The sequence below is a fragment of the Paraburkholderia terricola genome, from assembly GCF_003330825.1.
GTDB classification, from domain to species: domain Bacteria; phylum Pseudomonadota; class Gammaproteobacteria; order Burkholderiales; family Burkholderiaceae; genus Paraburkholderia; species Paraburkholderia terricola.
Map to the genome: position 1 here is coordinate 3238198 of NZ_CP024941.1, position 24961 is coordinate 3263158.

At 66.0% G+C, this 24961-nt stretch carries 20 protein-coding genes; 13 read left to right on the forward strand and 7 right to left on the reverse strand.

The genetic code is table 11. The annotated features are described in order from the left end of the window. The first annotated feature begins 9 nt into the window (after positions 1-9). The 6 genes from CUJ90_RS14460 (at position 10) to CUJ90_RS14485 (ending at position 7730) form a co-directional block, all read left to right on the forward strand. A complete protein-coding gene (locus CUJ90_RS14460; RefSeq protein WP_114163104.1) occupies positions 10-1029 on the forward strand; it encodes a HoxN/HupN/NixA family nickel/cobalt transporter in 1020 nt (339 codons plus the stop codon). Between the two features lie 315 nt (positions 1030-1344). After that, the gene (locus tag CUJ90_RS14465; protein WP_114163575.1) at positions 1345-3009 is read left to right on the forward strand and encodes an ABC transporter substrate-binding protein; all 1665 of its coding nucleotides are present in this window, start codon (positions 1345-1347) and stop codon (positions 3007-3009) included. 77 nt (positions 3010-3086) lie between these two features. Next, on the forward strand, positions 3087-4097 hold the full coding sequence (locus CUJ90_RS14470; protein ID WP_114163105.1) for an ABC transporter permease: 1011 nt from the start codon (positions 3087-3089) through the stop codon (positions 4095-4097). After that, positions 4094-4963, forward strand: coding sequence for an ABC transporter permease (locus CUJ90_RS14475; RefSeq protein WP_114163106.1), 870 nt, complete (start codon positions 4094-4096; stop codon positions 4961-4963). The genes CUJ90_RS14470 and CUJ90_RS14475 overlap by 4 nt, the downstream gene beginning before the upstream one ends. Continuing rightward, positions 4960-7146 carry an ABC transporter ATP-binding protein gene (locus CUJ90_RS14480; RefSeq protein ID WP_114163107.1) on the forward strand — a complete coding sequence of 729 codons (2187 nt, stop codon included), beginning with the start codon at positions 4960-4962 and terminating at the stop codon, positions 7144-7146. Before CUJ90_RS14475 ends, CUJ90_RS14480 begins: the two co-directional genes overlap by 4 nt. A 77-nt stretch (positions 7147-7223) precedes the next feature. Then, the gene (locus tag CUJ90_RS14485; RefSeq protein ID WP_114163108.1) at positions 7224-7730 is read left to right on the forward strand and encodes a Rap1a/Tai family immunity protein; all 507 of its coding nucleotides are present in this window, start codon (positions 7224-7226) and stop codon (positions 7728-7730) included. A gap of 42 nt (positions 7731-7772) precedes the next feature. On the opposite strand, the gene CUJ90_RS14490 is transcribed toward CUJ90_RS14485, so the two are convergent. Continuing rightward, the gene (locus tag CUJ90_RS14490) at positions 7773-8618 is read right to left on the reverse strand and encodes an aldo/keto reductase (RefSeq protein ID WP_073427015.1); all 846 of its coding nucleotides are present in this window, start codon (positions 8616-8618) and stop codon (positions 7773-7775) included. A 223-nt stretch (positions 8619-8841) separates the two neighbouring features. Here CUJ90_RS14490 and CUJ90_RS14495 point away from each other — a divergent pair, with 223 nt between their 5' ends. Then, positions 8842-9588 carry a GntR family transcriptional regulator gene (locus tag CUJ90_RS14495; protein ID WP_114163109.1) on the forward strand — a complete coding sequence of 249 codons (747 nt, stop codon included), beginning with the start codon at positions 8842-8844 and terminating at the stop codon, positions 9586-9588. Between the two features lie 91 nt (positions 9589-9679). Here the strand turns inward: CUJ90_RS14495 and CUJ90_RS14500 are convergent, their stop codons facing one another. After that, positions 9680-11071, reverse strand: a complete 1392-nt coding sequence (locus CUJ90_RS14500; protein WP_114163110.1) for a CoA transferase — start codon at positions 11069-11071, stop codon at positions 9680-9682. Positions 11072-11185: 114 nt separating this feature from the next. On the opposite strand from CUJ90_RS14500, the gene CUJ90_RS14505 reads away from it, so the two are divergent. Then, the gene (locus CUJ90_RS14505) at positions 11186-12415 is read left to right on the forward strand and encodes a citrate synthase family protein (RefSeq protein WP_114163111.1); all 1230 of its coding nucleotides are present in this window, start codon (positions 11186-11188) and stop codon (positions 12413-12415) included. A gap of 32 nt (positions 12416-12447) precedes the next feature. Here CUJ90_RS14505 and CUJ90_RS14510 read toward each other — a convergent pair whose 3' ends face one another. Beyond that, positions 12448-12753 (reverse strand): DUF2917 domain-containing protein, encoded by a 306-nt coding sequence (locus tag CUJ90_RS14510; protein ID WP_114163112.1) that lies wholly within the window; start codon positions 12751-12753, stop codon positions 12448-12450. Between the two features lie 200 nt (positions 12754-12953). Between CUJ90_RS14510 and CUJ90_RS14515 the strand changes: the two genes are divergently transcribed. The 3 genes from CUJ90_RS14515 (at position 12954) to CUJ90_RS14525 (ending at position 17603) form a co-directional block, all read left to right on the forward strand. Next, entirely contained in the window at positions 12954-14375 is a 1422-nt protein-coding gene (locus CUJ90_RS14515; RefSeq protein ID WP_114163576.1) for an aminotransferase-like domain-containing protein, read from the forward strand. Positions 14376-14470: 95 nt separating this feature from the next. Then, complete coding sequence (gene mdtD, locus CUJ90_RS14520; RefSeq protein ID WP_073427009.1) at positions 14471-15922, forward strand: multidrug transporter subunit MdtD; 1452 nt, start codon at positions 14471-14473, stop codon at positions 15920-15922. A 424-nt stretch (positions 15923-16346) separates the two neighbouring features. Then, a complete protein-coding gene (locus tag CUJ90_RS14525; RefSeq protein ID WP_073427223.1) occupies positions 16347-17603 on the forward strand; it encodes an EAL domain-containing protein in 1257 nt (418 codons plus the stop codon). A 104-nt stretch (positions 17604-17707) separates the two neighbouring features. On the opposite strand, the gene CUJ90_RS14530 is transcribed toward CUJ90_RS14525, so the two are convergent. Then, complete coding sequence (locus CUJ90_RS14530; RefSeq protein ID WP_114163113.1) at positions 17708-18676, reverse strand: sigma-70 family RNA polymerase sigma factor; 969 nt, start codon at positions 18674-18676, stop codon at positions 17708-17710. Positions 18677-18946: 270 nt separating this feature from the next. On the opposite strand from CUJ90_RS14530, the gene clpP reads away from it, so the two are divergent. Then, positions 18947-19594 carry an ATP-dependent Clp endopeptidase proteolytic subunit ClpP gene (clpP, locus tag CUJ90_RS14535; RefSeq protein ID WP_073427007.1) on the forward strand — a complete coding sequence of 216 codons (648 nt, stop codon included), beginning with the start codon at positions 18947-18949 and terminating at the stop codon, positions 19592-19594. A gap of 212 nt (positions 19595-19806) precedes the next feature. Then, positions 19807-21249 (forward strand): NYN domain-containing protein, encoded by a 1443-nt coding sequence (locus CUJ90_RS14540; protein WP_114163114.1) that lies wholly within the window; start codon positions 19807-19809, stop codon positions 21247-21249. 129 nt (positions 21250-21378) lie between these two features. On the opposite strand, the gene CUJ90_RS14545 is transcribed toward CUJ90_RS14540, so the two are convergent. The 3 genes from CUJ90_RS14545 to xseA form a co-directional block, all read right to left on the reverse strand. Further along, the gene (locus tag CUJ90_RS14545) at positions 21379-21951 is read right to left on the reverse strand and encodes a glycine zipper family protein (RefSeq protein ID WP_073427005.1); all 573 of its coding nucleotides are present in this window, start codon (positions 21949-21951) and stop codon (positions 21379-21381) included. A gap of 413 nt (positions 21952-22364) precedes the next feature. Next, positions 22365-22943: a superoxide dismutase [Fe] gene (sodB, locus tag CUJ90_RS14550; RefSeq protein WP_073427004.1), complete on the reverse strand. Its 579-nt coding sequence runs from the start codon at positions 22941-22943 to the stop codon at positions 22365-22367. Between the two features lie 219 nt (positions 22944-23162). Beyond that, entirely contained in the window at positions 23163-24542 is a 1380-nt protein-coding gene (gene xseA / locus CUJ90_RS14555) for an exodeoxyribonuclease VII large subunit (protein ID WP_114163115.1), read from the reverse strand. Between the last annotated feature and the right edge of the window lie 419 nt (positions 24543-24961).

The following is a 24961-nucleotide window of genomic DNA, read 5'->3' on the forward strand; positions in this document are numbered from 1 at the left end:
ACGCGACTCATGACGCCGACCGCTTCGCTGCGCCCTCGCCTCCTCACGCTGTACGCCGTGCTGATCGCCGCCAACCTCGGCGCGTGGGCATGGGCGCTGATCGCGTTGCGCGACTATCCGCTGCTGCTCGGCACCGCGATGCTCGCCTACGGCTTCGGCCTACGCCACGCGGTGGACGCGGACCACATCGCGGCGATCGACGCCGTCACGCGCAAGCTGATGCAGGCAGGCAAGCGGCCGCTCGGCGTCGGCCTCGCGTTTTCGCTAGGTCATTCGACGATCGTGATCGTGGCGACGCTCGGCATTGCGTGGACCGCGCATTCGCTGCACGGACAACTGGAAAGTTTCAAGGCGGTGGGCGGGACGATCGGCACGCTCGTGTCGTCGGTGTTTCTGCTCGTGCTGGCTTGCGTGAACCTCGTGATTCTGCGCGACGTATGGCGCCGCTATCGGCACGTCCAATCCGGCGGCGAACCGCTCGCTCAAACGACCCAGACGATCGTCCCCGCCGGCTTGCTGTCGCGCGCATTGCGCCCGCTGTTCCGGCTCGTCACGAAAAGCTGGCACATGTACCCCGTCGGCGTGCTGTTCGGCCTCGGCTTCGACACCGCGACGGAGATCGGGCTGCTCGCGATTGCCGCGTCCGAAGCGGGCAAGGGTCTGCCGCTCTATTCGATTCTCGTGTTCCCGGCGCTCTTCACGGCGGGCATGACGCTGGTCGATTCCACCGACAACGTGCTGATGGTCCATGCCTACGGCTGGGCGCTCGACGACCCCAAACGCAAGCTCTACTACAACGCGAGCATCACGTTCGTCTCGGCCGTGGTGGCGATCGCGATCGGCGGCGTGGAAGCGCTCGGCCTGCTGTCGGACAAGCTCGGCTTGAACGGCGGCGCATGGGACGCGGTGGCGAGCGTGAACGCGCGCTTCGGCGTACTCGGCTACGGCATCGTCGCGGCCTTCGTGGCGTGCTGGATCGGCTCCGTGCTGTTTCACCGCTGGCGGCGTCCGAACGCGGTGGCGCGGTAAATCCAACTCGTCGCGCGTCGTGTGACCGGTAAGGATGTCGTCGTGACGTCGGCGGTTCATCCGTTAGCGCATCGGCCGCCATCGCCGTTCGCCGGCCAGGAACTTCGCAAGCCTTGCTCGATGGCTTCGCGGAACGTTGCGATGACGATACACACCCGCCCCTTTATCCGTCAATCGGGAACCCGGCGCCACCCCGGGCGCTCCGAATCCGCGGTCAATCGCTTACACTGAAGCCGCTTTTGCGTCATCGCCCTGTCGCGCGTGTTCGGCGCGGCGCTTCAGAACCGGCAACAGAACGGACTGGATACTCCCTCGATGAAGACTCCCGCGGACCGCTTTCCCGATCTCGACCTAGCCCGCCACTCCGCCGACACCTACGGCAACCACGCCATCGACGAATGCCTCGCCGGCCGTATCACGCGCCGCGAACTGCTGCGCTATGCAAGCGTGATCGGTTTGTCGCTGGCGGGCGGCGGTGTACTGAATGCGCCGCATGCGCGCGCCCAAGGCACATCGGGCCCCTCCAACCAGACGATCCGCGTCGCTCACCTGACGCCTGCGGGCGCCGTCGATCCGCTCACCGTGACGGACGCCGCGAGCCTCGCGCTGCTGAACCAGACCGGCGAATTCCTGATCGACGACGACGGCGAAAAGCGCGTGCTGAGACCGGCGCTCGCGCTCTCGTGGAAACCGAACGACAAGGGCGACGTGTGGACCTTCAAGCTGCGCCCGAACGTGAAATTCCACGACGGCCAGCCGTTCACCGCGAAAGACGTCGCCGCCACCTTCGACCGCCTCGCCGACCCGGCCAGCGGATCGGCGGCGCTGTCGGTGCTCAAGGGCGTGCTGTCGAAAGGCGGCGCCAGGGTAGTCGACGACCACACGATCGCGTTTCATCTGGACGCGCCGAACGGCAACTTCCCCTACTACGTATCCTCGGACAATTACAACGCCGTGATCCTGCCCGCGAGCTACGCGGGCGGTTATGAAAAGAGCTTCATCGGCACGGGCCCGTTCAAGTTCGAAAAGTATCAGCCGAAGGTCGGCGCGTCGTTCGTGCGCAACCCCGACTACTGGGGCGAAAAAGCGTTACCGCAGCGCGTGCAGTTCTCGTTCTACGCCGACCAGCAGGCGCAGTTGCTCGCCTTGCAAGGTCATCAGGCGGACGTGATGGGCACCTTCACCGTGCAGGGCGGCGCGGCGATCCTGAACAATCCGGACTTCAAGACCATGGGCGTGAAGTCGAGCGCGCATCGGCAGATTCATATGCGCACCGACAGTCCGCTGTTCAAGGACAAACGCGTGCGCCAGGCGCTGGCCTTGTCGCTCGATCGCGATCTGCTGGTGCGTGGCCTGTTCAAGGGCCGCGCGCAACTCGGCAACGACAGCCCGTTCGCGCCGGTGTTTCCGTCATCGGATGCGGGGGTCGCGCAACGCCGGATCGACGTCGCGAAGGCCAGGCAACTGCTCGCGCAAGCGGGCGTGCCGAACGGCTTCGACGTCACGCTCACCACCGAAAAATACATGGAGATTCCCGATCTCGCGGTTGTCGTGCAGAACGCGGCGAAGGCGATCGGCGTGCGCATCAATCTGAAGGTCGAGAGCCAGTCGCTGTATTACGGCGCGGGCACGCCGGGCAAATCGGATTGGCTGGACTCGCCGCTCGGCATTACCGACTACGGCCATCGCGGCGTGCCGAACGTCTTCCTGAACGCGCCGCTCACCAGCAACGGCACGTGGAACGCCGCGCACTTCAAGAATCCGCAATACGATCAACTGGTCGCGCAATTCGTCGCGGCGATCGATCTCGGCTCGCAGAAGAAAATCGCCGGACAGATTCAGACGCTGTTGCTCGACGAAACGCCCGTGATCATTCCGTTCTTCTACGATCAACTGATCGCGATGCGCAAGGGCGTGAACGGCGTGCGCTTCACCGCGATCGCGCAACTGTATTTCGACCGCGCGGTGTTGAGCGCGTGATGTCGAACGCAGATGCGCTTTGACGCGGAAGCGCTCGAACGCATGAGCGCACGGTGCTTTCCCGGCTGGAGATCACGATGTCGACCACGGTGCCCCCTTCCGCCTCCCCCGGCTCGAACGGCAACGCGGGCCGCGTCGCGCGCTTTCTGGCGACGCGCGTCGGCTTGTCGTTGATCACGCTGTGGCTGCTCTCGGTGATCGTGTTCGCGGGCGGCCAGTTGCTGCCCGGCGACATCGGCCGCGCGGTGCTGGGCCCGCTTGCCGACGCGCGCGCGGTCGCCGCGCTCAATCATCAACTCGGCGCCGACCGTCCGCTGATGACGCAATACATCGAGTGGATCTCGCATTTCGTGCGCGGCGACATGGGGCTCTCGTATGCGTACCGTGAGCCGGTCGGGCCGTTCATCGCCGACGCCTTGGCGCATTCGGCCAAGCTCGGCCTGCTCGCGTTCATCGTCGTCGTGCCGCTCGGCATCGCGGGCGGCGTGTGGTCGGCGATGCACGCGGGGCGCTGGCTCGACCGCACGATCAGCATCGTGGGATTGTCGGCGACGGTGGTGCCGGAATTCGTCTCGTCGATCGTGCTGATCCTGGTGTTCGGCGTGTGGCTGCGCTGGCTGCCGATCGAGGCGTCGTATCCGCCCGACGCCGGCGCGCTCGAACAGTTGCGCTATCTGATCCTGCCGGTGTTGCCGCTGGTGCTGGTGTTCTTCGGCTACATCGCGCGCATGGCTCGCGCGGGCACCGTCGAGGCGCTCGACGCCGACTACACGCGCACCGCGATCCTCAAGGGCCTGCCGCGCCGCATCGTGATCTGGCGGCACGTGTTGCGCAATGCGTTGCTGCCGACCATCACCGTGGCGGCCACGCAGCTCGGCTACATGATCGGCGGCCTGGTTGTCGTAGAGACGCTGTTCCACTATCAAGGCATCGGCTCGCTGATCTACAACGCCGCCAAGGCGAAGGACTTCCCGATGCTCGAAGCGGGCGTGCTGACCATCGGCGTGGTCTACACCGTCGCCAACCTCGTCGCCGACGCATTGCACGTGCTGCTCAATCCGCGGCTGCGGGTGAGGAGCGCCGAATGAGCACCATCGTTCCGCCGGCCGCGCCGCGTGCCGTCGCCGAGCCGCGCTTCGATCAGTTGCGCGTGCTGCTGCGCTCGCCGACCTTCGTGATCGGCGTATTGATCGTCGGCTGCTGGATTGTCTGCGCGATCGCCGGGCCGTGGCTCGTGCGGATCGATCCGTATGCATCCGATCCGCTCAACTCGCTGATGCCGCCCGATCGCACGCACTGGTTCGGCACCGATCAACTGGGCCGCGACGTGTTCTCGCGCGTGATCGTCGGCGCGCGCGACATCCTGACCATCGCGCCGCTCGCCACCTTGTTCGGCACGCTGGCGGGCACCGCGCTCGGCTTGATCGTCGGCTACTTCGACGGCTGGGTCGACAACGTGGTCGGCCGCGCGATCGACGCCGTGCTCGCGCTGCCGCTCGTGATCGTCGCGCTGCTCGCGCTCGCCGCCGTCGGCGCGTCGAACTTCACCGTGATTCTCGTGATCGGCGTCACCTTCACGCCGATCACCGCGCGCACCGTGCGCGCCGCCGTATTCGCCGAACGGCATCTCGACTACGTCGCCGCCGCGCAACTGCGCGGCGAACGCGCGCCGTACATCATGTTCGCCGAGATCCTGCCGAACGTGCTGCCGCCGATCATCGTCGAGGCGACCGTGCGACTCGGCTATGCGATCTTCGCGGTCGCCACGCTGTCGTTCCTCGGCTTCGGCATTCAGCCGCCTTCAGCCGATTGGGGACTGGCGCTCTCCGAGTCGTACACGCTGATGGCGGGCGGCGCGTGGTGGACCGTGGTGTTCGCGGCCGGCGCAATCGCCAGTCTGGTGGTCGGCGTGAACCTGATCGCCGACAGCGTGCAAGGAGTGCTCGACCGATGAACGGCCCGCCGCCCGCCTCGTTCCCCGCCTTCGACGTGTCGAAGAGCGACCGCACGGATGCGCTGACCGTCGTCGGCCTGACGGTCACGTACCGGATTCGCGGACGCGATCGCGAAGTGCTGCAAGACGTCTCGTTTCGCGTGCGTCGCGGCGAGGCGTATGGTCTCGTCGGCGAATCGGGTTGCGGCAAATCGACGGTCGCGATGGCGGCGCTGCGCTATCTGCCGCGCAACGGCAAGGTGAAGGCGGGCAAGATCGTGATCGCCGGCAAGGACGTGCACAAGCTCGACGCCGACGCGTTGCGCACGATGCGCGCGAACGCGATTTCGATGGTCTACCAGGACCCGGGGCGCGCGCTGAATCCATCGCTGACGATCGCGCGCCAGGTGACCGAAGCGTTCGAGGCCGCCGGCGTCTCGCGCGAGCAAGCCGTGGAGCGCACGCTCGACATGCTGAAGCGCGTGCGCATCGCCGCGCCCGAGCGCGTGATGGACAGCTATCCGCATCAGTTATCGGGCGGCATGCAGCAGCGCGTGGTGATCGCGATGGCGCTCGCCTCGAACCCCGCGCTGCTGATTCTCGACGAGCCGACCACCGGCCTCGACGCCACCGTCGAAGCCGAAGTGCTCGACCTCGTGGCGCAGTTGCGCGAGGAGCTCGGCACGGCCGTGCTCTTCATCAGCCATAACCTCGCGGTGATCGGGCGGATGTGCGAGCGCGTCGGCGTGCTGTACGCGGGCAAGCTGGTGGAGGAAGGCGCGACGCAGGATGTGTTCGCGCGGCCGCGCCATCCCTATACGGTCGGGTTGCTGCGCTGCTTGCCGACCACCGGGCGCAGCAAGGACACCGAGCGGCTCGATACGATCGCGGGCAGCCTGCCCTCGCCGGGTTCGGTCACGCAAGGCTGCATTTACGCGGATCGCTGCCGCCTCGCCGACGACCGTTGCCGCCGCGAAGCGCCGCCGCCCTATCGGGTGAGCGCCGCGCACGGCGATCAGATGTCGCGCTGCCATTACCACGAACGCGCGATCGAGTTGCCGCGCGCGAGCGCCGAGTCGTTGGCGGAGCACGGCAATGCCGCGACAGCGACAAACGGCGGCCGCGCGAACATCGTGCTGCGCGCGGAAAAACTGTCGAAGACGTTCCACGTATCCGGCGCGCCGCTGCGCGCGGTGGACAATGTCTCGATCGACCTGGCGAGCGGCGAGACGCTGGGCCTCGTCGGCGAGTCGGGCAGCGGCAAGACGACGCTCGCGAAGCTGCTGCTCGGCTTGCTCGCACCGGACGCCGGCGGCGTGCTCGAACTCGACGGCGCGCCGCTCGCCGCGCGCGTCACGCGACGCAACGACGAGCAGGTCAAGTCGTTGCAGATCGTGTTTCAGAATCCCGACTCGGCGCTCAATCGCGCGCATTCGGTAAAGCGGCTGATCGGCCGCGCGTTGTCGCGCCTCACCGCGCTGCGCGGCCCCGCGATCGACGAACGGCTCGCCACGTTGACGGCGGCCGTGCGCCTGCCCGAACGCTACCTCGGCTCACGCACGCGGCAACTGTCCGGCGGGCTCAAGCAGCGCGTGGCGATCGCGCGCGCGTTTGCCGGCGAGCCGCGCGTGGTGGTATGCGACGAGCCGACTTCCGCGCTCGACGTCTCCGTGCAGGCGGCCATTCTCAACCTGCTCGCCGATCTGCAACGCGAGCGCGGCGTGAGCTATGTGTTCATCTCGCACGATCTGCACGTGGTGCGCTATCTGTCGGACCGCATCGCGGTGCTGTACCTCGGCAGGCTGCTGGAAATCGGGCCGGCCGCCGCCGTGTTCGACGGGCCGCAGCATCCTTATACGGAAGCGCTGCTGTCGTCCGTGCCGACGCTCGACGCTCGCGCAAGCCGCGCGCGCATCCGCCTGTCCGGCGATCTGCCGAGCGCGGCGTCGCCGCCGTCCGGCTGCGTATTCCATACGCGCTGTCCGCGCAAGCTCGGCGCGATCTGCGAGCAGCAAGACCCGCCGTTTCTCGAGGCGGGGTCCGGCTCAGGCGACGCGGGTCGACGGGCCACGCATCGCATCCGCTGCCATATCCCCGTCGATGAATTGCGCGTCCTGCAGGCCGCCTCAAGACGCGACGACGCAGGCAAGGTCGGCGGCGACGGCTCGGGAAACCCATCGGAAAGCGCCGCGCGCAACGAATAGCGCCTACGTCTGACCGGAACCAAACCGGCGCGATTGCCTCATATCAGATTCAACGTTCGATATGAGGGCACCACAACATGCAACGAAACGTCCCCCGCCTTGCCGCGCGCGCGGCCACCGGCCTCGTGATGGCCGCCGCTCTCGGCCTCGCATCGCTCGCTCATGCGCAAACCGCGGCGCAACCTCCGGCACCCGCACCCGCGCAAACCCCGGCGCAAGCCGCGCAGCCGCTGCCGCAAACGCTGTCGCAAGCGGCACCGCCGGTCGATCCCAGCTTTTCCGCCTACTCGCTCGTGCAAACCTGCAAGAAGAAAAACGACAACGTCGCGCAGGGCCAATGCGTCGGCGCGATCCGCGGCATCATCCACGGCTATCAGTACGGCGTGCTGTTCCTCGGTCAGCGCGTGTCGCTGCCGGCCAATGAAACGCAGCGTGTGTCGCTCTGTTTGCGCAACGCGCAGGTGTCGTCGATCGTCGAGGAATTCGTCGCGGACGCCGCCCAGGTCAACGAAGACTCGCTCAAGCACACGCCCGCCGAAGTCGCCGTGCTGGGTTCCGTGCACATGCATCACAGTTGCAATTGATAACGCGCGCGCGGCGAGCCGCTCAACGTTGCGCCGCGCTCATCAAAGCATTTCCAGCGGACGCTTGCCGCGCGGCGGCTTGAAGTAAGCGTCGATAGCCGCGAGTTCGCCCGCATCGAGTTGCAGTTGCGAAGCAAGGTGGTTGGCGCGCACGTGCTCGACGCGGCCCGCCTTCGGAATCGCGAACACGCGGTGATCGCGCAGCACCCACGCGAGCGCCAGTTGAACAACCGAAACGCCGCGCGCACCCGCGATGTCGTCGAGCGGCGAGCGTTTCGGCAAACGGGCGTGATCGACGGGGCTGTAAGCCATCGTCGGCATCTTGCGCGCGGCGAGCCACGGCAGCAGATCGAATTCCGCCCCGCGGCGCGCGACGTTGTAGAGAATCTGATTGGTCGAGCACGCGTCGCCGCCCGGCGTGGCGAGCAGTTCTTCCATGTCGTCGGTATCGAAGTTGCTGACGCCCCAATGGCGGATCTTGCCGGCGCGGCGCAGCGCCTCGAACCCCTCGACGGTTTCGGCAAGCGGCACCGAGCCGCGCCAGTGCAGCAGGTACAGATCGAGCCGATCCGTTTTCAGGCGCTTGAGACTCTGTTCGCAGGCCGCGATGACGCCGCGCCGGCTCGCGTTGTGCGGATACACCTTGCTGACCAGAAACACCTGCTCGCGCAACCCGGCCAGTGCTTCGGCAAGCAGCGATTCCGTCGCGCCGTCGCCGTACATTTCGGCGGTGTCGATCAGCGTCATGCCCAGGTCGACGCCGCAGCGCAGCGCGGCGATTTCAGCGGCTCGGCGCGCCGGCTGTTCACCCATCTCCCAGGTGCCCTGCCCCAGTTTCGGAATGCGCTCGCCGTCGGGCAGGCTCACGCTTGCGATCTCGCTCGTCATGCTGACTCCTTGAAGTGGCTGAATTGAATGGACGGTAAGGCGTGGTCCGAATGCGTATGAAGATGCAGCGGCTCAAGCGAACGCTCACGCCGCATGCTACGGAAATCATAGCGACGAGTTTAGCCGTTGCCCGGCTCTCGCATCGGCCACCAGGCAAAAGCCCGCTATAACAACGGCGCGCCGATGTCTTAGAATTGCCGCTTGCCCTTCTTGCGTGAGCCCCATGACCTCTGCCTCGGAAGACCGCTGGCGCGATCTGCGCCCGGACCCGGAAAACGACACGCCGCTGTATCTGCAACTCGCTCGCAAGCTCGGCACGGCGATTCACGAGAACCGCTGGAACGCGGGCGAAGCGCTGCCTTCGGAGCGCGTGTTGTCCGAGGCGCTCGGCGTCTCGCGCATCACGTCGCGCAAGGCGATTGCGTTACTGGTCGAGCAGGGTTTGATCCGGCGCACTCAAGGCGCGGGCAGTTTCATCACGCCGCGCTACGAAGATCCGCTGTCGCGTCTGTCGAGCTTTAGCGAAATGCTGCGGCGGCGCGGTTTTACGCCGAGTTCGACGTGGCTGTCGCGCGAAATCTCGCCGGCTAACCGCGATGAAGTGATTCAGCTCGGTTTGTCGCCGGCGGCGGCGGTGACCCGGCTGCGGCGCTTGCGTCTGGCCGACGGCATCGTGATGGCGGTGGAGAATTCCACGTTCCCCGCCGCGGTGATTCCCGATCCGCAGGCGATCGGCGACTCGCTGTACACGTTCCTGGAAAATCGCGGACTGACGATCGTCCGCGCGCTGCAACATTTTCGCGCGGTGAACGCGAGCGACGAAATCGCACAGCAGATGAGCATCGCCCCCAACGAGGCGCTGCTGTTGATCACGCGCGTGGGCTACACCGCCGATCAGCGGGCGATCGAGTTGACCGACACGTACTGCCGCAACGATTACTACGATTTCGTGGCGGAGTTGAGGAAGTAAGCGTTGTGACTTCGAGGCGCTTGCGGGCAAGCGCACCGTCATGCCGACTGGCGCGACGCCGCCCGCGAAGCGCCGAACCGTCAATCAAGCGTCATACCCATTTGGCCTCGTGAGCGCCGACCCTCGCCGGCGGCAGCGCAAAAAAAGCAGGCGTTTCATCGAGGCGCTCAGCGGGCAACGCGGCCAGAACATGGCCGAATTCGGATTGCACGGTCCCGAGACAATCCCGCACATCGTCGATGGAAACGTCGGGCGTTTTCCAGCCGTCGGCAAGCAAGCCAAAAGACTGCAACCATCGGCCGGTCTGCGCGAGCGAGACTCTGACATGCCAACTGCCGCCTTCGGTGGCGCGTCGGGCCAGCGCGGCCATCGCGCCGAAGGCAGCCAGATAGCCGGTCGCGTGGTCCAGCGCCTGACACGGCAGATGCCGGGGCTCATCCGCGCCTGCCGCCTCGCGTTCAGTGAAAGCGATGCCGCTTGCCGACTGCACGAGACTGTCGAACCCGCGCCGACGAGCCCACGGCCCCTCGTGCCCGTAGGCTGAGACCGACACATAAACGATTCCGGGCCGCACGCGCGCCAGAGCGTCGGGACCGAAGCCTCGCGCCGCCAGAGCGCCGGGGCGATACGCCTGCAAGAACACATCGGCGTCGCCGGCGAGTCCGCGTAAGGTGTCGCGTCCAGCCGCGTCGCGCAGGTCGAGCAGTGCCGAACGCTTGCCGCGTCCGTTGTCGATTACGAGCGGCGCGATGTTCGGCAAGTGCGGCCCGTTGATCATCAACACGTCCGCGCCGTGCTGCGCGAGCGCCCGTCCGGCCACCGGCCCCGCAATGATGCGCGACAGGTCCAGCACGCGCACACCCGTCAGCGGACGATCCACGCCGCCCTCTCGCGGCGGCTCGGCCGGCGCGTCGCCGATACGCTCGATCTCGAACAACGGCAGTCCCGCAATCGCTTTCGCCTGGTCGAGCACGGCCCACTCGTCGGGCGAGCGGATCAGCGCGGCGCACAAGCCCGCGTCGGCGAGCGTCTGATCGAGCGCCGCGCCATCCCAGCCGCGAATCGCCTCGGCCACCGCGGCGCGATCGTTCTCGCAGCCGAGCACCTTCAACACACCGTGCAGGTGATGCGCGAAATTCGTATGCAGTTGAATCCAGCGGCCGTCTCGCGTTTCGTAGAAGCCCGTCACCGGATCGCGCAAGGCGGGCGGCGGCCCATCGTCGATGCGCAAATAGCGTTCGCTGCGAAACGACGCCAGCGCGCGCCGCATCTCGACCGTGACGTGTTGCCCGCGCCCGCTACGCAAGCGCCGGTATTCGGCCGCGGCGAGGCCGGTCGCGGCGATGGTCGCCGAGGCGAGCGTGCCGACCCGATAGACCGACGGCAGGCCCGGATCGGCGCCGGTCAGCGAGACCGAACGAAGCGCCGCCGGGTCGCACCCCGCGACGGTCCAGATATGTTCGAGCGCGAGTTCAGGCGTCATGGCGTTGCACCAAAGTCAAAGGAGGTGCACCGAGTCTAGGTTTTCGTCCCGCGTGGATCAATCTTGATTATGATAATCAACATATACTGATTTCTTGGGTTTTTGCTTCTCGCCATGCCGACATCGACTTTCCTCACCGCGCCGCAAGCCGCCGCCGAGCTCGGCGTCAGCCTTCCCACGCTGTATGCGTATGTGAGCCGCGGCATGCTGAGTTCGTCACCGAATACGGACGCGCAAGGCAAGCACCGGCTTTACGACGCCGGCGAAGTGCGGCGCCTCGCGCGGCGCAAGAAAGACGGCAAGCGCGCCGGCAAGGTCGCGCAAAAGGTGTTGGACTGGGGCGTGCCGGTGCTCGAATCGTCGATCACACTGGTCGCCGAGGGCCGTCTGCTGTATCGCGGGCACGACGCGATGGAGCTGGCGCGCACGGCATCGCTGGAAGATGTCGCCGCACTGCTGTGGGAATGCGGCACGCGGCGCATTGCCGATGCGCCCGCCGTACCGCTCGGCAATGCGCAGTGGGCGGCATGGCTCAAACTCTGGAGCGACAGCACGCCGCTCGACCGCGCGCTCGTGCTGCTGCCGGCCGCTGCGGCGCAGATGCCGCGAGTATGGGCGCTCGGCCGCGACGCCGAACTCGACAATGCCTGCGCCGTCATGCGGCTGCTGGCGGCCGCGATGATCTCGGCGGCGCCGTCGAACGAGCCGCTGCATCGGCAACTGGCTTCAGCGTGGCATGTGCGCAACCGGCAGCAGGCCGGGCTGCTGCGCGCGGCGCTGGTCGTCTGCGCGGACCATGAACTAAACGCGTCGACCTTCACGGTTCGCTGCATCACGTCGACGGGCACGCATCTGTTCGGCGCGGTGGCGGGCGGCCTGGCGGCGTTGGCCGGGCCGCGTCACGGCGGCGAGACCGCGCGCATCGCCGCGCTGTGCGACGAAGCGTCGCGCTCGGCCGATCTCGACCGCTATCTGGCGAACCGTCTCGCGCGCGATGAACACCGCGCGCAGGGGCCGGTGTTGTCGGGCTTCGGCCATCCGCTTTATCCCGCGGGCGACCCGCGCGCGCGACTGCTGCTTCAGATGCTGGCCGACTGTGCGCCGGCCCGCTCGCCGCTCGGCGAAGTGCTCGCGCTGGCGCGCGCGGTACGGGACACAACAGGCGCGGAGCCGACCCTCGACTTCGCGCTCGCCGCCATCGAGCGGGTGCTGGCTCTGCCGGCCGGCGCAGCCTTCACGCTGTTCGCGACGGGCCGGGTAGTCGGCTGGATTGCCCACGCAATGGAACAGACGCGCGACGGCCGCTTGATCCGGCCGCGCGCGCGGTACATCGGGGAGATGTGAGCGCGTGGCGATCGCGTCACCACGGCCCATTGTCAGGCAACGCCTAACCAGCGCGGCAGCCAGCGCAACACCGGCAAATCGAGCACCGGACTCGTGGCCGCCCGCTCCGAGCCGCTCGCCAACGCGAAACGCGCGCCGGTCTGCCCGGCGCTGACCCAGGCCACCGCCTTGCGCGGCAACTCGATCGCCTGCCCCGTTGCGAGCCAATGATCCTCGTTGTCGCCTTCCACGGTCAGCCAGATCTCGCCCGAGATCACCTTGAAGATCGACGGACGCGCGACACGCCAGGCCGCCGCGGGCTCGCCATGTTCCAATTCGAAAATCCGGACTTCACGCATCGCTTCCTCCTTCAGAGAACTTTTCCGTTGAATTGATTATTGACGTGCGATCATCGGAAACCCATGCACAGTTCCGAACAGTTCCATCGGAACTGTTCAGTCGAAAAACCAGACAGTTGGCGACGCCTGCGCGTGACAAAACCGCCACGCGGGCTGAACGCTTCGCGCGCGCCGGAGGCCAGGGCGAAGGAAAGAACCGCATGAAACTCGACATCTCAATCGATCGCGACAACGGCGTGCCGCTCACCGAGCAGATCGTCACAGGCGTCACCGCGTGGATCCGCTCGCGCACCGCGCGTCCCGGCTCGAAGCTGCCGTCGATCCGCCAGTTCGCGGCCGACTACGGCGTGAGCCGCTTTCCGGTGATCGAGGCCTACGACCGGCTGGTCTCGCTCGGCTACGTGGACTCGCGCCACGGCTCGGGCTTCTACGTCGCCGATCGCCAGCCGGCGAACACGCCGTGCCAGGGCAGCTCGGACCCGCGCCGCGCCGAGGACGAATCGGGTCATCTCCTCCAGCAGTTCAACCATCCGGGCGAGACGCTCAAGCTCGGCAGCGGCTTCATTCCCGAAAGCTGGCGCGACACGGACGGCATCGCGCAGGCGATCCGTCACGTCTCTCGCACGGACCCGGCGAGCATGGTCGACTACGCCACCCCGCTCGGCAACGTCGCCTTGCGCGAGCATCTGCAAGGCCGCATCGGCCAGTTGGGGATTCACGCGGACGCGTCGCAAATCCTGATCACCAACGGCGCGAGCCAGGCATTCGATCTGCTGATGCGCTACATGCTCAAGGCGGGCGACACGATCTTCGTCGAGGACCCCGGCTACTACAACCTGTACGGCCTGTTGAAGCTGCACGGCGTGAAACTGGTCGGCATTCCGCGCACCCGCACCGGTCCCGATCTGGAGGTGATGCAGGCGCAGTTGAAGCTGCACCGGCCCAAGCTGTTCTTCATCAACACCGTCTTCCACAATCCGACCGGCACCACGGTCGCGCCGCCCGTGGCGTTCCGGCTGCTGCAACTGGCGCGCGAGCACGGCTTCTCGATCATCGAGGACGACGTCTACGCCGACTTCCAGGCCGACCCCACCGACCGCCTCGCGACCCTCGACCAGCTCGAACACGTGATCTACATCGGCGGGCTCTCGAAGACGCTGTCGTCGTCGCTGAGGATCGGCTGCGTGGTGGCGAGCCACGCGATCATCAAGGATCTGGTCGACATCAAGATGCTGACGAGCATCGGCGGTTCGCGCTTTGCCGAAGCGGTCGCGGTATCGCTGCTGGAGCGCGGCGCGTACCGCAAATATCTGGAGCGCCTGCGCCGCCGCATGCGCGACGCGCTCGGCTCGACCATCCAGACGCTGGAAGACGCGGGTTGGGAACTGTTCGAGAAGCCGGTCGGCGGCAAGTTTCTGTGGGCGCGCGTGCCGCATGTGGAGGACGCGCAACGGCTGGTGGAATGCGGTGCGCCGTTGGGCGTGACGGTGGCGCCCGGCAACTACTTCCGCCCGAGCATGGAGGTGAGCCCGTGGATCAGGATTCACGCGGCGTTCGGCAACGAGCCGCGTGCCCAGGCGTTCTTCCGTGCTGCGGCGGCGTTGCCGGATCTGCGCGGCTGACTTGCGCGATCGCAAGGGCACGGCGCCTGCGCGGGGCCGGGCTTTTCCCTAGAATGGCGAGTCCCAGCCAGCCCCTGCGCGCCTAACCGCTCTCCATGTCCACGCCGACTCCGCCCCTCGCCGATATCTCCGCAACGCCATCGGCCCGCTCGCTCACCGTGATGCTGTGGCTGGTCGCCACCGGCTTCTTCATGCAGACGCTCGACGCGACGATCGTCAACACCGCGCTCCCCGCGATGGCGACGAGCCTCGGCGAGTTGCCGCTGCGCATGCAATCGGTGGTGATCGCCTATTCGCTGACGATGGCGGTCATGATCCCGGTGTCCGGTTGGCTCGCCGACAAGTTCGGCACGCGGCGCGTGTTCTTCAGCGCGATTCTCGTGTTCGCGGTCGGTTCGTTGCTGTGCGCGAACGCGCATACGCTGAATCAACTGGTGGTCTTTCGCATCGTGCAAGGCGTGGGCGGCGCGATGCTGCTGCCGGTCGGACGGCTGGCCGTGCTGCGCACCTTTCCGGCGGAACGCTATCTGCCGGCCTTGTCGTTTGTCGCGATTCCGGGCCTGATCGGTCCGTTGATCGGCCCGACGCTCGGCGGCTGGCTCGTGAAGATCGCCTCGTGGCATTGGATCTTTCTGATCAACGTGCCGGTGGGCATCGTCGGTTGCATCGCCACGTTCATCTTCATGCCGGATAGCCGCAACGAAAACGTCGGCAAGTTCGACATGAAGGGCTACCTGCTGCTGATCGTCGGCATGGTGGCGATTTCATTCGCGCTCGACGGCCGCACCGAGTTCGGCATTCAGCACGCCACGGTGCTCGTGCTGCTGATTCTGAGCCTCGCCTGTTTCGTTGCATACGGGTTGCATGCGGTGCGCGAGCCCGCGCCGATCTTCTCGCTCGACCTCTTCAAGATTCACACGTTCAGCGTCGGCCTGCTCGGCAATCTGTTCGCGCGGATCGGCAGCGGCGCGATGCCGTACCTGATTCCGCTGCTCTTGCAGGTGAGTCTCGGCTATAGCGCGTTCGAGGCCGGCATGATGATGCTGCCGGTAGCGGCTGCCGGCATGGCGTCCAAACGCCTCGTGACGACGCTGATCCTGAAGTACAGCTATCGGCGCGTGTTGATCGTCAACACGGTGCTGGTCGGCTTGACGATGGCCAGCTTCGCGCTCACCAGCACGGGCCAGCCGCTGTGGCTGCGGCTCGTGCAACTGGCGTTCTTCGGCGGCGTCAACTCGATGCAGTTCACCGCGATGAACACACTGACGCTCAAGGACCTCGGCACCGGCGGCGCGAGCAGCGGCAACAGCCTGTTCTCACTGGTGCAAATGCTCTCGATGAGCCTCGGCGTGACGGTGGCCGGCGCCCTGCTCGCCACCTTCACCGGCTTGCTGCCGCGCGTGACCGCCGCCAACTCGCTGCCCGCGTTTCATGCCACTTTTCTAGCTGTGGGCATCATCACGGCGGGCTCGTCGTGGATCTTCGCGCAACTGTCGCCGGACATCCGCACGCCGGCGAAAAAGACCGATCCATCGGAGCGCACTTGATGCTTGCGCGGGCGCGCTCATGAATGAGCGATGAACCGGCGATAAGCCGCTGACGAGCTTGTGACGAAAACAGTTGAGGAGCCGCCGACGATCTTGCGATGCGAGCCATTGACGAAGCGCCGACGATCTTGCGACGCGGGCCGCTGACGAGCCGCCGACGATCTTGCGACGCGAGCGGCGGACGAACCGCCAAGGAGCCGCCGACGAACCGCAACGGGGCGAGCCTCGCACCAGCGAAGTGCGAACAATCGCCTTCGCGCCCGCGCTGACGCCCCATCGACGCTTGCAAGCGTGACGGGCGCGCACGGAGGCTGTGTCTCAGCACTCGCATAGTTCTTGCTGGCTATCCTATAAACTTATGCTTTGCGCGTGCTGACCCGGGCCGAGCAGGCAAGCGCGCCGCCACCAACACACGACTGACATGATGAGCATGATCGAACTCGATCCCCCCGGCTTCCAGCCGCCGCGCCCGATGGCCGGCGATGAAGGCTCGCGGCGCACTGTTCTGTACGGCGGCTACACCGTTTTCAGCGTGTTTCAGCCGGTTTTCTCGGTATCGCACCGGCGTGCGATCGGTTATCACGCGTCGCTGCGCGCCCACGACGAACATGCGCTGCAAGTGCCCTCCCACGAAGTGTTCACGCAAGCCGCCCGGCGCGGCGATCTGCTGGAACTCGGACGGCTCGCCGAATCGCTGCATCTGGGCAACTTCAACGCGTTCGACAGTCACGACGAATGGCTCTTCCTGAGCCTTCATCCGGCCGCGCTGATGGACACCAGCTACGGCGACGCGCTGCTTGCCGGCCTCAAGGCGATGGGTTTGCCGCCGCAGCGCGTGGTGCTGGAGGTATCCGAGCAGGCCGGCGGCGAAACCACCCGCTTCGCCGAGATCATCGACGCGCTGCGCAAATCCGGCTTCCTGATCGCGCTCGACGGCTTCGGCGCGAAGCATTCGAATATCGACCGCGTATGGAACCTGCGGCCGGACATCGTCACGCTCGACCGCTGCATTCTCGCGCAGGCCAGCGAACACTCGCATATCGAACGCGTGCTGCCGGGCCTCGTCTCGCTGCTGCACGAATCCGGCCAACTGGTGCTGATGGGCGGCCTGACCACCGAGCGCGACGCGTTGATCGCGCTGGAATGCAACGTGGACTTCGTGCAAGGCGCGTTCTTCGCGGGTCCGAGCGTGGAACCGGTCAAGCCGCAAGCGGCGGCCGGTTTGATGGACTCGCTCTCCGCGGCGCTGCGCAAGCGCGTGACCGAACGCGAACGCGCGCAGTCCGCGCGGCTCGCCCCCTACGTGACGGCGCTGGAAACCGCGGCCGCGCAACTCGTCGCGGGCGAGCCGGTTTCCCGCGCGACGGCGCCGCTGCTCACGCTCGGCGAAACGGCGCGCTGCTTCGTACTCGACGGTTCAGGCCGGCAGATCGGCGACAACCTGCTGCCGCCGGGGCGCGCCTCGCAACGTGCCAAGCGCTTTCGCCCGCTGCTGCATTCGGAGGGCGCGAGCTGGGAGCGCCGGCCCTACTTTATCCAGGCGATGCGCCTGCCCGACCATGTGCATCTCACGCCGCCCTATCTGTCGATCAACGAAGCACACCTGTGCGTGACGGCCTCGATCGCCGCGCACACGCCGCACGGCACCCAGGTGCTATGCGTCGACATCAACTGGAAGTAGCGGCTCCGCGTAATCGAGGCGGCTGCGGAAACGGGGCCGCCAGGAGGGGTGGCGCAACGGAACTACCCAGCAGGCCAACCAAGGCCGCCCGCCGCCCAGGCCACTTAGACCGGCACCGCCATTGAGCCCGCCGGGGCCGCCACGGCTACCGGGCCGTGCTGGATTCGCGCGAGCAATCGGGTGACAGCCGGGCGGCCCAGCACACGGTTGGTTGCCTGCAAACGCGCGACGCTGGTCACGACGCGCAACGCGACGATCTTCGCCGAGCCGTCCGCGAAGCGATTCGTGGACACCTCGATCAAGCCGACCACCTCGCCCTCGGAAAGCAACGCGATACACATCGCGCCCTCCATCGACAGCACCTCCGCATGGCTCGCCTGCCGCGCGAGCGACGTCACCTTGTCCATCCAGCCCGTCACTGCCGGTTCGCGCGCGCACACCGGCGCGTCGCTGACGACTTCCGGGGCGTCGCTAAAGAGGCGCAGCAAGCCGGCCCTGTCTTGTGCCTCCAACGCCGTGCGCAAGCGCTCCACGATCCGCGCATGGGCGGCGGGGTCGGGCCGGCCGATCGGCGCACCCGCGCGCCGCAAGCGCTCTCTCGCCCGATGGACGATCTGCCGGCATGCAGCCGGCGTGCGCTCGAGGATCGCGCCGATCTCCTTGTAGTCGCAATCGAACGCTTCGTGCAACACGAACGCCGCACGTTCGTCGGGCTTCAGACGTTCGAGCAGCAGCATCACGCCATAAGACATGTCCGCCGCGCGCAAGGCCAGTTCCTCGGCCGAGGGCGCGAGTTCGTCGAGCCACGGCTCCGGCAACCAGCCGGCGGCTTGCGACGCGCGCTCGCGCCGCGCATGCCGCAACCGGTCGATCGCCGCGCGCGTGGCGACCGTGGTGAGCCAGGCGGCGGGCGTATGCAGTTCGCGCGCATCGGCGAGATGCCATTTGAGCCAGACGTCCTGCACCACGTCTTCCGCTTCGGCGCGGCTGCCCAACATGCGGTACGCCAACGCGAGCAGGCGGGCGCGCGCGGCCTCGAAACTGGATGCCTTGTCGATTTCTTGTTTCGTCATGGGTAGACCTCCAGATCGTGCGTGGTGAAAAGACGCGGCGCGCCGCCTGCGGGTTTGTCGGGGCGCGCGACGCTGCCGGCAAACGCTGCCGGCATCTCTCAGCTTGACGGCTGGGCACCGTCCGATGTGACAGCTCGGCGCAAAAATATTTCGGTCACGCCGGATCTCGCCGCCTCGTCATAAGGACAACAAGCGGCGCAATTCGTGCGCCCTTTCGAATCAGGTGCCGCTACGGCTATCGGCGCGGCGCCGCATCACCTGGGGCAACTCATGCACTTCAACTATTCGCAGATCACCGGCCTCGGCCTCGTGCCCACCGTCATCGAACAGTCCGGGCGCGGCGAGCGCGCGTACGACATCTATTCGCGTCTGCTGCGCGAGCGCATCGTCTTTCTGGTCGGCCCCGTCAACGAACAGTCAGCCAGCCTGATCGTCGCGCAGTTGCTGTTTCTCGAGTCCGAGAACCCCGACAAGGATATTTCCTTTTACATCAATTCGCCGGGCGGCTCCGTGTACGACGGCCTCGCCATTTACGACACCATGCAGTTCATCAAGCCGGAGGTGTCCACCTTATGCACCGGCTTCGCCGCAAGCATGGGCACCTTCCTGCTCACCGCGGGCCAGCGCGGCAAGCGGTATGCGCTGCCGAATGCGCGCATCATGATTCACCAGCCGTCCGGCGGCAGCCAGGGCACCGCTGCGGACGTCGAGATTCAGGCAAGGGAAGTGCTGTATCTGCGTGAACGCCTGAACGGCATGATGGCCGAACGCACCGGGCGCAGCGTCGAGGAGATCGCGCGCGATACCGATCGCGACAACTTCATGTCGGCGGAGGGCGCGAAGGCGTACGGGTTGATCGACGACGTGCTGGAAAGCCGCGCGGCGCTCGCCGGCATGACTCGTCATCAGCACATGTAGCGCGGCACGTCCGCCCTGCGGTTCCGCCAACGGAAGCGGGCTTCGCGAAACGATTCTCCCGCGCCTGAATTTTCGCGGGAAAACGCTCGCTGCCGGAACGCTTTCGCTTGCCGCATCGGTGCGCCTGGAACACAAAAGCTGATCACCCTCGCTGGAATCGCTATCATGATCGCGATTCGTCGAATTCGACGTTCGCTTCAATGGAGAGATATATGGCGTCATCCAACGAAACCGTCAGCATGGCGCTATTCTGCGACTTCGAAAACGTCGCGCTCGGCGTGCGCGACGCGAAATACGACAAGTTCGACATCAAGCTGGTGCTCGAACGGCTGCTGCTCAAGGGCAGCATCGTCGTGAAGAAAGCGTATTGCGACTGGGACCGTTACAAGAGCTTCAAAGGCGCGATGCACGAGGCCAATTTCGAATTGATCGAGATTCCGCACGTGCGCCAATCGGGCAAGAATTCCGCCGACATCCGGCTCGTGGTCGACGCACTCGACCTCTGCTATACGAAATCGCACGTCAATACGTTCGTCATCATCAGCGGCGATTCGGATTTCTCGCCGCTCGTGTCGAAGCTGCGCGAGAACGCGAAGCAGGTGATCGGCGTCGGCGTGCAGCAGTCCACTTCCGATCTGCTGATTGCGAATTGCGACGAGTTTTTCTTCTACGACGACCTCGTGCGCGAGAGTCAGCGCACGGTCGCCAAACGCGAGTCGTCACGTCCGCAACAAGCGGCGCAGCCGGCGGCCAAACGCTCGCCCGACGAAGAGAAAGGCCGCAACAAGGAAGACCTGGAAAAGCGCCGCACCAAGGCGGTCGAAATCGCAGTGCAAACGTTCGACGCGCTCGCGTCCGAACGTGGCGACAGCGGCAAGATCTGGGCTTCGGTGCTGAAGAACGCGATCAAACGCCGCAAGCCGGATTTCAACGAGACGTACTATGGTTTTCGCGCCTTTGGCAATCTGCTGGAAGAGGCGCATGCGCGCGGGCTGCTCGAGTTCGGCCGTGACGAGAAATCCGGCGCCTACGTGTATCGGAGCACGGCGGCGAACGTAGCGGGCGAACACGCGAGCGAGTCGAGCGAAGCGGCGGAATCGGCGGAACAACTGTACGAGGCGCAGGTTGCCGAAGCGGCGATCGCCGAGTCGAGCGGCAAACACGAATCACGCCGGCGCGGTCGCGGCAATCGCAAGACAGGACGTGGTCAGCAGGAAGCCGTTCACGAAGAACGCACGTCGGCCGAACACGGCGAGAGCGCGCAAGCTCAAGCCGAAGAAGCGCACTGGCATGCGCCCACGAGCAGCGAGCCGATTTCTCAGCAGCCGGAAGAGCAGTGGGCGCAGCCGTGGGCGCAAGCGGAAAACGCGCCAGTCGAACCGGTCAACGAGGAGAACACCGGCGAGCAGCCGGCGAACGCTGCGCCGCCCAAGCGTCGCAACGAACGCACGCCGCGCAAGACGGCAGCCAAAAAGGCGAGAAAGAACGCGCCGCGAGCAATCGACGAGATACCGGAAATCGCCGCGCCCGCTGAAGCACCGGCGCAGCCCGTCAGGGAAGAACAGGCGCCCGCGCCTGCAAAAAAGGCCGCGCGGAAAACCGCGCCGCGCAGCCGCCGTCCGCGTAAGACCGCGGCGACGAGCGACGCGGAGTAAGCGTCCGGTTTGCGTGATGTGCGCGGCGCCGCATCACCGTAAGCGGAATACCGCCGCGCCGTTGGTGGCCCGTATGTATTTTTGCCGCGCGCGATCATCGGTGTCGTGAACGTGTTGCACCAGGTTTCGTTAGTAATACGGATACGGGGCGTACATGACCGGCGGCCCGTAGTAACGCGGCGGCGGCGCGACGTACACCGGCTGAGGCGCATAGACCGGCTGCGGCACGTAGACCGGCATTTGCGGCTGCGAGATTGTGTTGCCCTTCGACGTCATACACTGAGCGTACGCGGCGTCATACCGGGCCTGCAGGCTATTGGCCGAATACTGCGCGCCGTTCGCGCCGGCCGCACCGCCGAGCAGCAGGCCACTGCCCGCGCCGATGGCCGCGCCCGTGCCGGCGTTGCCGGCTGCCGCGCCGATCAGTGCGCCGACCGCAGCGCCGCCGAGCGTGCCGACGGCGGCACTGTTGACGCTGTTCGCGGTCGAGCCTTGCGACGCGCCGGTCGCGTCGGACGAACGGTAGGCGTAATCGCGGCAAGCGTAGTCGTCCTGCTGGAACTGGTTGAGCGACTGCCCGCTGCGCGGCAGCGCGACCACGGAGGGACCGCTCGGCGGCACTACCGCACAACCGCCGAGGAACGCGAGTGCGACGGCGCCGACAGGTAACGCGACGCGCATCGGTTTAAGACTTGAGATCATGGTGGCGCAGCTTGCATGGGATGAGAAACATACGTTAGGCCAATCCACGTGAAGCATGTTTACCAGATGGTTACCGTATGTTTTTCATCCGCGCTACACGCGCCGCCAGGGGCTTGCGCGAAAGTCGCGCGCGTCGGCTGGGGTGCTGGTGCACGCGTTGCTCTGCATGCGGTTGTCGTTACTAACTGTGACAAAGATGCGTCGCCACGCGCTTCACGACGCCGTCCGGCGAGCGTTGGCCGGACGGTTCTACTGACGAATCCCGCTCCCGATAACACTCCAGATCCGGCGCCACAAAAAGAAAAGCCCTCGCATTCGAGGGCCTTCTTATCAGCTATCGAGCTTTACCGTGCAACGCCGCGTCTGGATTGCCCAGCCTGTTTAGCGCGCCGCACTTGAGCTCACCGGCAATCTCACGCGAAGTTCTTCGCCGCGAATTCCCAGTTGACGATGTTCCAGTATGCCTCGACGAACTTCGGACGCGCATTGCGATAGTCGATGTAGTACGCGTGTTCCCACACGTCGATCGTAACCAGTGCTTTTGCGTCGGTCGTGAGCGGCGTGGCGGCGTTGCTCGTCGACACGAGATCCAGCGAACCGTCTGCCTTCTTCACCAGCCATGCCCAGCCCGAGCCGAAGGTGCCGACCGCGGTCTTCGCGAACTCTTCCTTGAACTTGTCGAACGAACCCCACTTGGCGTTGATCGCGTCAGCCAGTGCGCCGGTCGGCGCGCCGCCACCTTGCGGCGACAGGCTGTTCCAGAAGAACGTGTGGTTCCACACTTGAGCCGCATTATTGAAGATGCCGCCGGAGGACTTCTTGACGATTTCTTCGAGCGACAGATTCTCGAACTCCGTGCCCTTGATCAGATTGTTCAGGTTGGTCACATAGGTCTGGTGATGCTTGCCGTAGTGAAATTCGAGCGTCTCTTCCGACATGTGCGGAGCGAGTGCGTTTTTCGCGAACGGCAGCGGCGGGAGCGTATGTTCCATGGTGCTTTCCTTCTGTCTGTATCTGTTGTGGGGAGTCTGCGGATAACGCTATAGAGCACTCGATTGTAGGCGAGTTGGAATAACCCCGCAAACCAACGGACTTTATGCACGGCATGGGTGAAACCGCCGTGAATAAAGCGTATTGAGTGCTCTCGCATCGCATGTGCCCGCTCCATGCGAGAGCTCGAAATCCCGCTGCCGCAACCTGTCGGCGAAATGTCAGAAACCGTCGGTAAGACGCGGCTGCACATCGGCGAGCGCGATGTCCGCGGCGCCTTCCGCGAGATGCACCGTCAGGCGCCGGCCCGGTTTCAACGACGACGGCGCGCGTATCGCGCGTCCGCTTTGCGCATCCAGCACGGCCGCATAACCACGCTCGAGCGTGCGCTGCGGACTCAGCACTTCGAGCCGTGCGGCGAGCGTTGCGATGCGAGCGGTCTGACGTTCATGGTGGCGCAACAATGCGGCGTCCAGCCGCTGCGTGAGATTGCCGAGCTTCGCCTGATGCGCGGCGAGATCCGGACGCCAACGCTGCCAGCGCATCTGCAGCAACGAAAACCGCGCTCGTGCGTCACGCACCGGCCGCGCGCCCGCCGATGCGAGGCGCATGCTCAGTTGCTGCAAATGCGTGCGTTGCCGCGCGAGGCGCTCGCTCGGCGACACGAGCCTGCGCGCGAGCCAGTCGAGTTGTTGCGCGCGCCGCTCCATCATGCGGCCGAAGCCGCGCGCGAGCGTCGCATGCCGGTGATCGAGCTCGCGCAACAACAGGACACGCTGCGGACTGACGAGTTCGGCGGCGCCGGTCGGCGTGGGCGCGCGCACGTCGGCGGCGAAATCGGCGATCGTGAAATCGGTCTCGTGACCGACGCCGCTCACCACCGGTATCGCGCTTTCCGCGATCGCGCGCGCCAGCACTTCTTCGTTGAACGCCCACAGATCCTCGATCGAGCCGCCGCCGCGGCACATGATCAGCACGTCGACTTCGCGCCGCGCGTTCGCCTTGTCGACCATCGCGGCGAGTTTGGCGCTCACGCCCGCGCCTTGCACGGGCGCGGGGTAGACGATCACCGGAATATGCGGCGCACGGCGGCACAAGGTGGTCAATACGTCGCGCAACGCGGCAGCTTGCAGCGACGTCACGATGCCGATCGCGCGCGGATGCGCCGGCAACGCGCGTTTGCGCTCGGCGGCGAAGAGCCCCTCGGCTTCGAGTTTCGCCTTCAGCTTCAGGAACGCCTCGTACAGACGCCCCTGTCCTGTGCGGCGCACCGCCTCGACATTCAGTTGCAGTTCACCGCGCGGCTCGTACATGGTGACGAGCGCGCGCACCTCGATGCGATCGCCCTCGCGCGGCGTGAACTCCGCGTACTGCGCCCGGCCGCGGAACATCACGCAGCGCATCTGCGCCTGCGCGTCCTTGATCGAGAAATACCAATGGCCGCTCGCGGCGCGCGTGAAGTTCGACACTTCGCCGACCACCCAGACGAGCGGAAACGAGCGTTCGAGCATCGTGCCGATCGCTCGATTGAGCGCGGAGACGGGGACGACAACCTCACCGCCCGGCGTGGCGGACGAAGAAAAAGGACTTTCGGGATTCATGCGGGGACTATCCGTGACTGGCCGGACAGACGATAGACCGAGTGGCTATCGTCGTCCAGCACGGCGGCTGAATTGTTAAAAGTGTCCACATGGCGGGACGCGCTCGGCAAATAGCGCCGGCGCATCCGCCGGAGCGCGCGAATTCGAAGCATGTCATTGATTTATATCGCGTTTCCGTCCCAATAACGAGAACGATTGCCGATAAGTCGCGCTCGCGACGGCCCTCCCAGCCCATTCGATGGCAGGTTCTCCACAAAGTTATCCACAGGCCATGCGCATCGGCTGAAGCGCTCGTCCGCCGCGCGGCGGTGAAGCACGCGACTTGCCGGGCGGGACGCGCGCGCGCTAGAGTGGCGGGTTCGACCGCATGCCGAACGCTGCGCCGGTCGTGCCAGTACGGCCCATCGGCAGGCAATTGC

Coding starts and splice junctions, on each gene's coding strand:
- CUJ90_RS14545 (WP_073427005.1), bottom strand. CDS start 21,951: ATGATCTCAAGTCTTAAACCGATGCGCGTCGCGTTACCTGTCGGCGCC.
- CUJ90_RS14530 (WP_114163113.1), bottom strand. CDS start 18,676: ATGACGAAACAAGAAATCGACAAGGCATCCAGTTTCGAGGCCGCGCGC.
- sodB (WP_073427004.1), bottom strand. CDS start 22,943: ATGGAACATACGCTCCCGCCGCTGCCGTTCGCGAAAAACGCACTCGCT.
- CUJ90_RS14480 (WP_114163107.1), top strand. CDS start 4,960: ATGAACGGCCCGCCGCCCGCCTCGTTCCCCGCCTTCGACGTGTCGAAG.
- CUJ90_RS14510 (WP_114163112.1), bottom strand. CDS start 12,753: ATGCGTGAAGTCCGGATTTTCGAATTGGAACATGGCGAGCCCGCGGCG.
- CUJ90_RS14505 (WP_114163111.1), top strand. CDS start 11,186: ATGCCGACATCGACTTTCCTCACCGCGCCGCAAGCCGCCGCCGAGCTC.
- xseA (WP_114163115.1), bottom strand. CDS start 24,542: ATGAATCCCGAAAGTCCTTTTTCTTCGTCCGCCACGCCGGGCGGTGAG.
- mdtD (WP_073427009.1), top strand. CDS start 14,471: ATGTCCACGCCGACTCCGCCCCTCGCCGATATCTCCGCAACGCCATCG.
- CUJ90_RS14495 (WP_114163109.1), top strand. CDS start 8,842: ATGACCTCTGCCTCGGAAGACCGCTGGCGCGATCTGCGCCCGGACCCG.
- CUJ90_RS14540 (WP_114163114.1), top strand. CDS start 19,807: ATGGCGTCATCCAACGAAACCGTCAGCATGGCGCTATTCTGCGACTTC.
- CUJ90_RS14490 (WP_073427015.1), bottom strand. CDS start 8,618: ATGACGAGCGAGATCGCAAGCGTGAGCCTGCCCGACGGCGAGCGCATT.
- CUJ90_RS14465 (WP_114163575.1), top strand. CDS start 1,345: ATGAAGACTCCCGCGGACCGCTTTCCCGATCTCGACCTAGCCCGCCAC.
- clpP (WP_073427007.1), top strand. CDS start 18,947: ATGCACTTCAACTATTCGCAGATCACCGGCCTCGGCCTCGTGCCCACC.
- CUJ90_RS14525 (WP_073427223.1), top strand. CDS start 16,347: ATGAGCATGATCGAACTCGATCCCCCCGGCTTCCAGCCGCCGCGCCCG.
- CUJ90_RS14470 (WP_114163105.1), top strand. CDS start 3,087: ATGTCGACCACGGTGCCCCCTTCCGCCTCCCCCGGCTCGAACGGCAAC.
- CUJ90_RS14515 (WP_114163576.1), top strand. CDS start 12,954: ATGAAACTCGACATCTCAATCGATCGCGACAACGGCGTGCCGCTCACC.
- CUJ90_RS14460 (WP_114163104.1), top strand. CDS start 10: ATGACGCCGACCGCTTCGCTGCGCCCTCGCCTCCTCACGCTGTACGCC.
- CUJ90_RS14500 (WP_114163110.1), bottom strand. CDS start 11,071: ATGACGCCTGAACTCGCGCTCGAACATATCTGGACCGTCGCGGGGTGC.
- CUJ90_RS14475 (WP_114163106.1), top strand. CDS start 4,094: ATGAGCACCATCGTTCCGCCGGCCGCGCCGCGTGCCGTCGCCGAGCCG.
- CUJ90_RS14485 (WP_114163108.1), top strand. CDS start 7,224: ATGCAACGAAACGTCCCCCGCCTTGCCGCGCGCGCGGCCACCGGCCTC.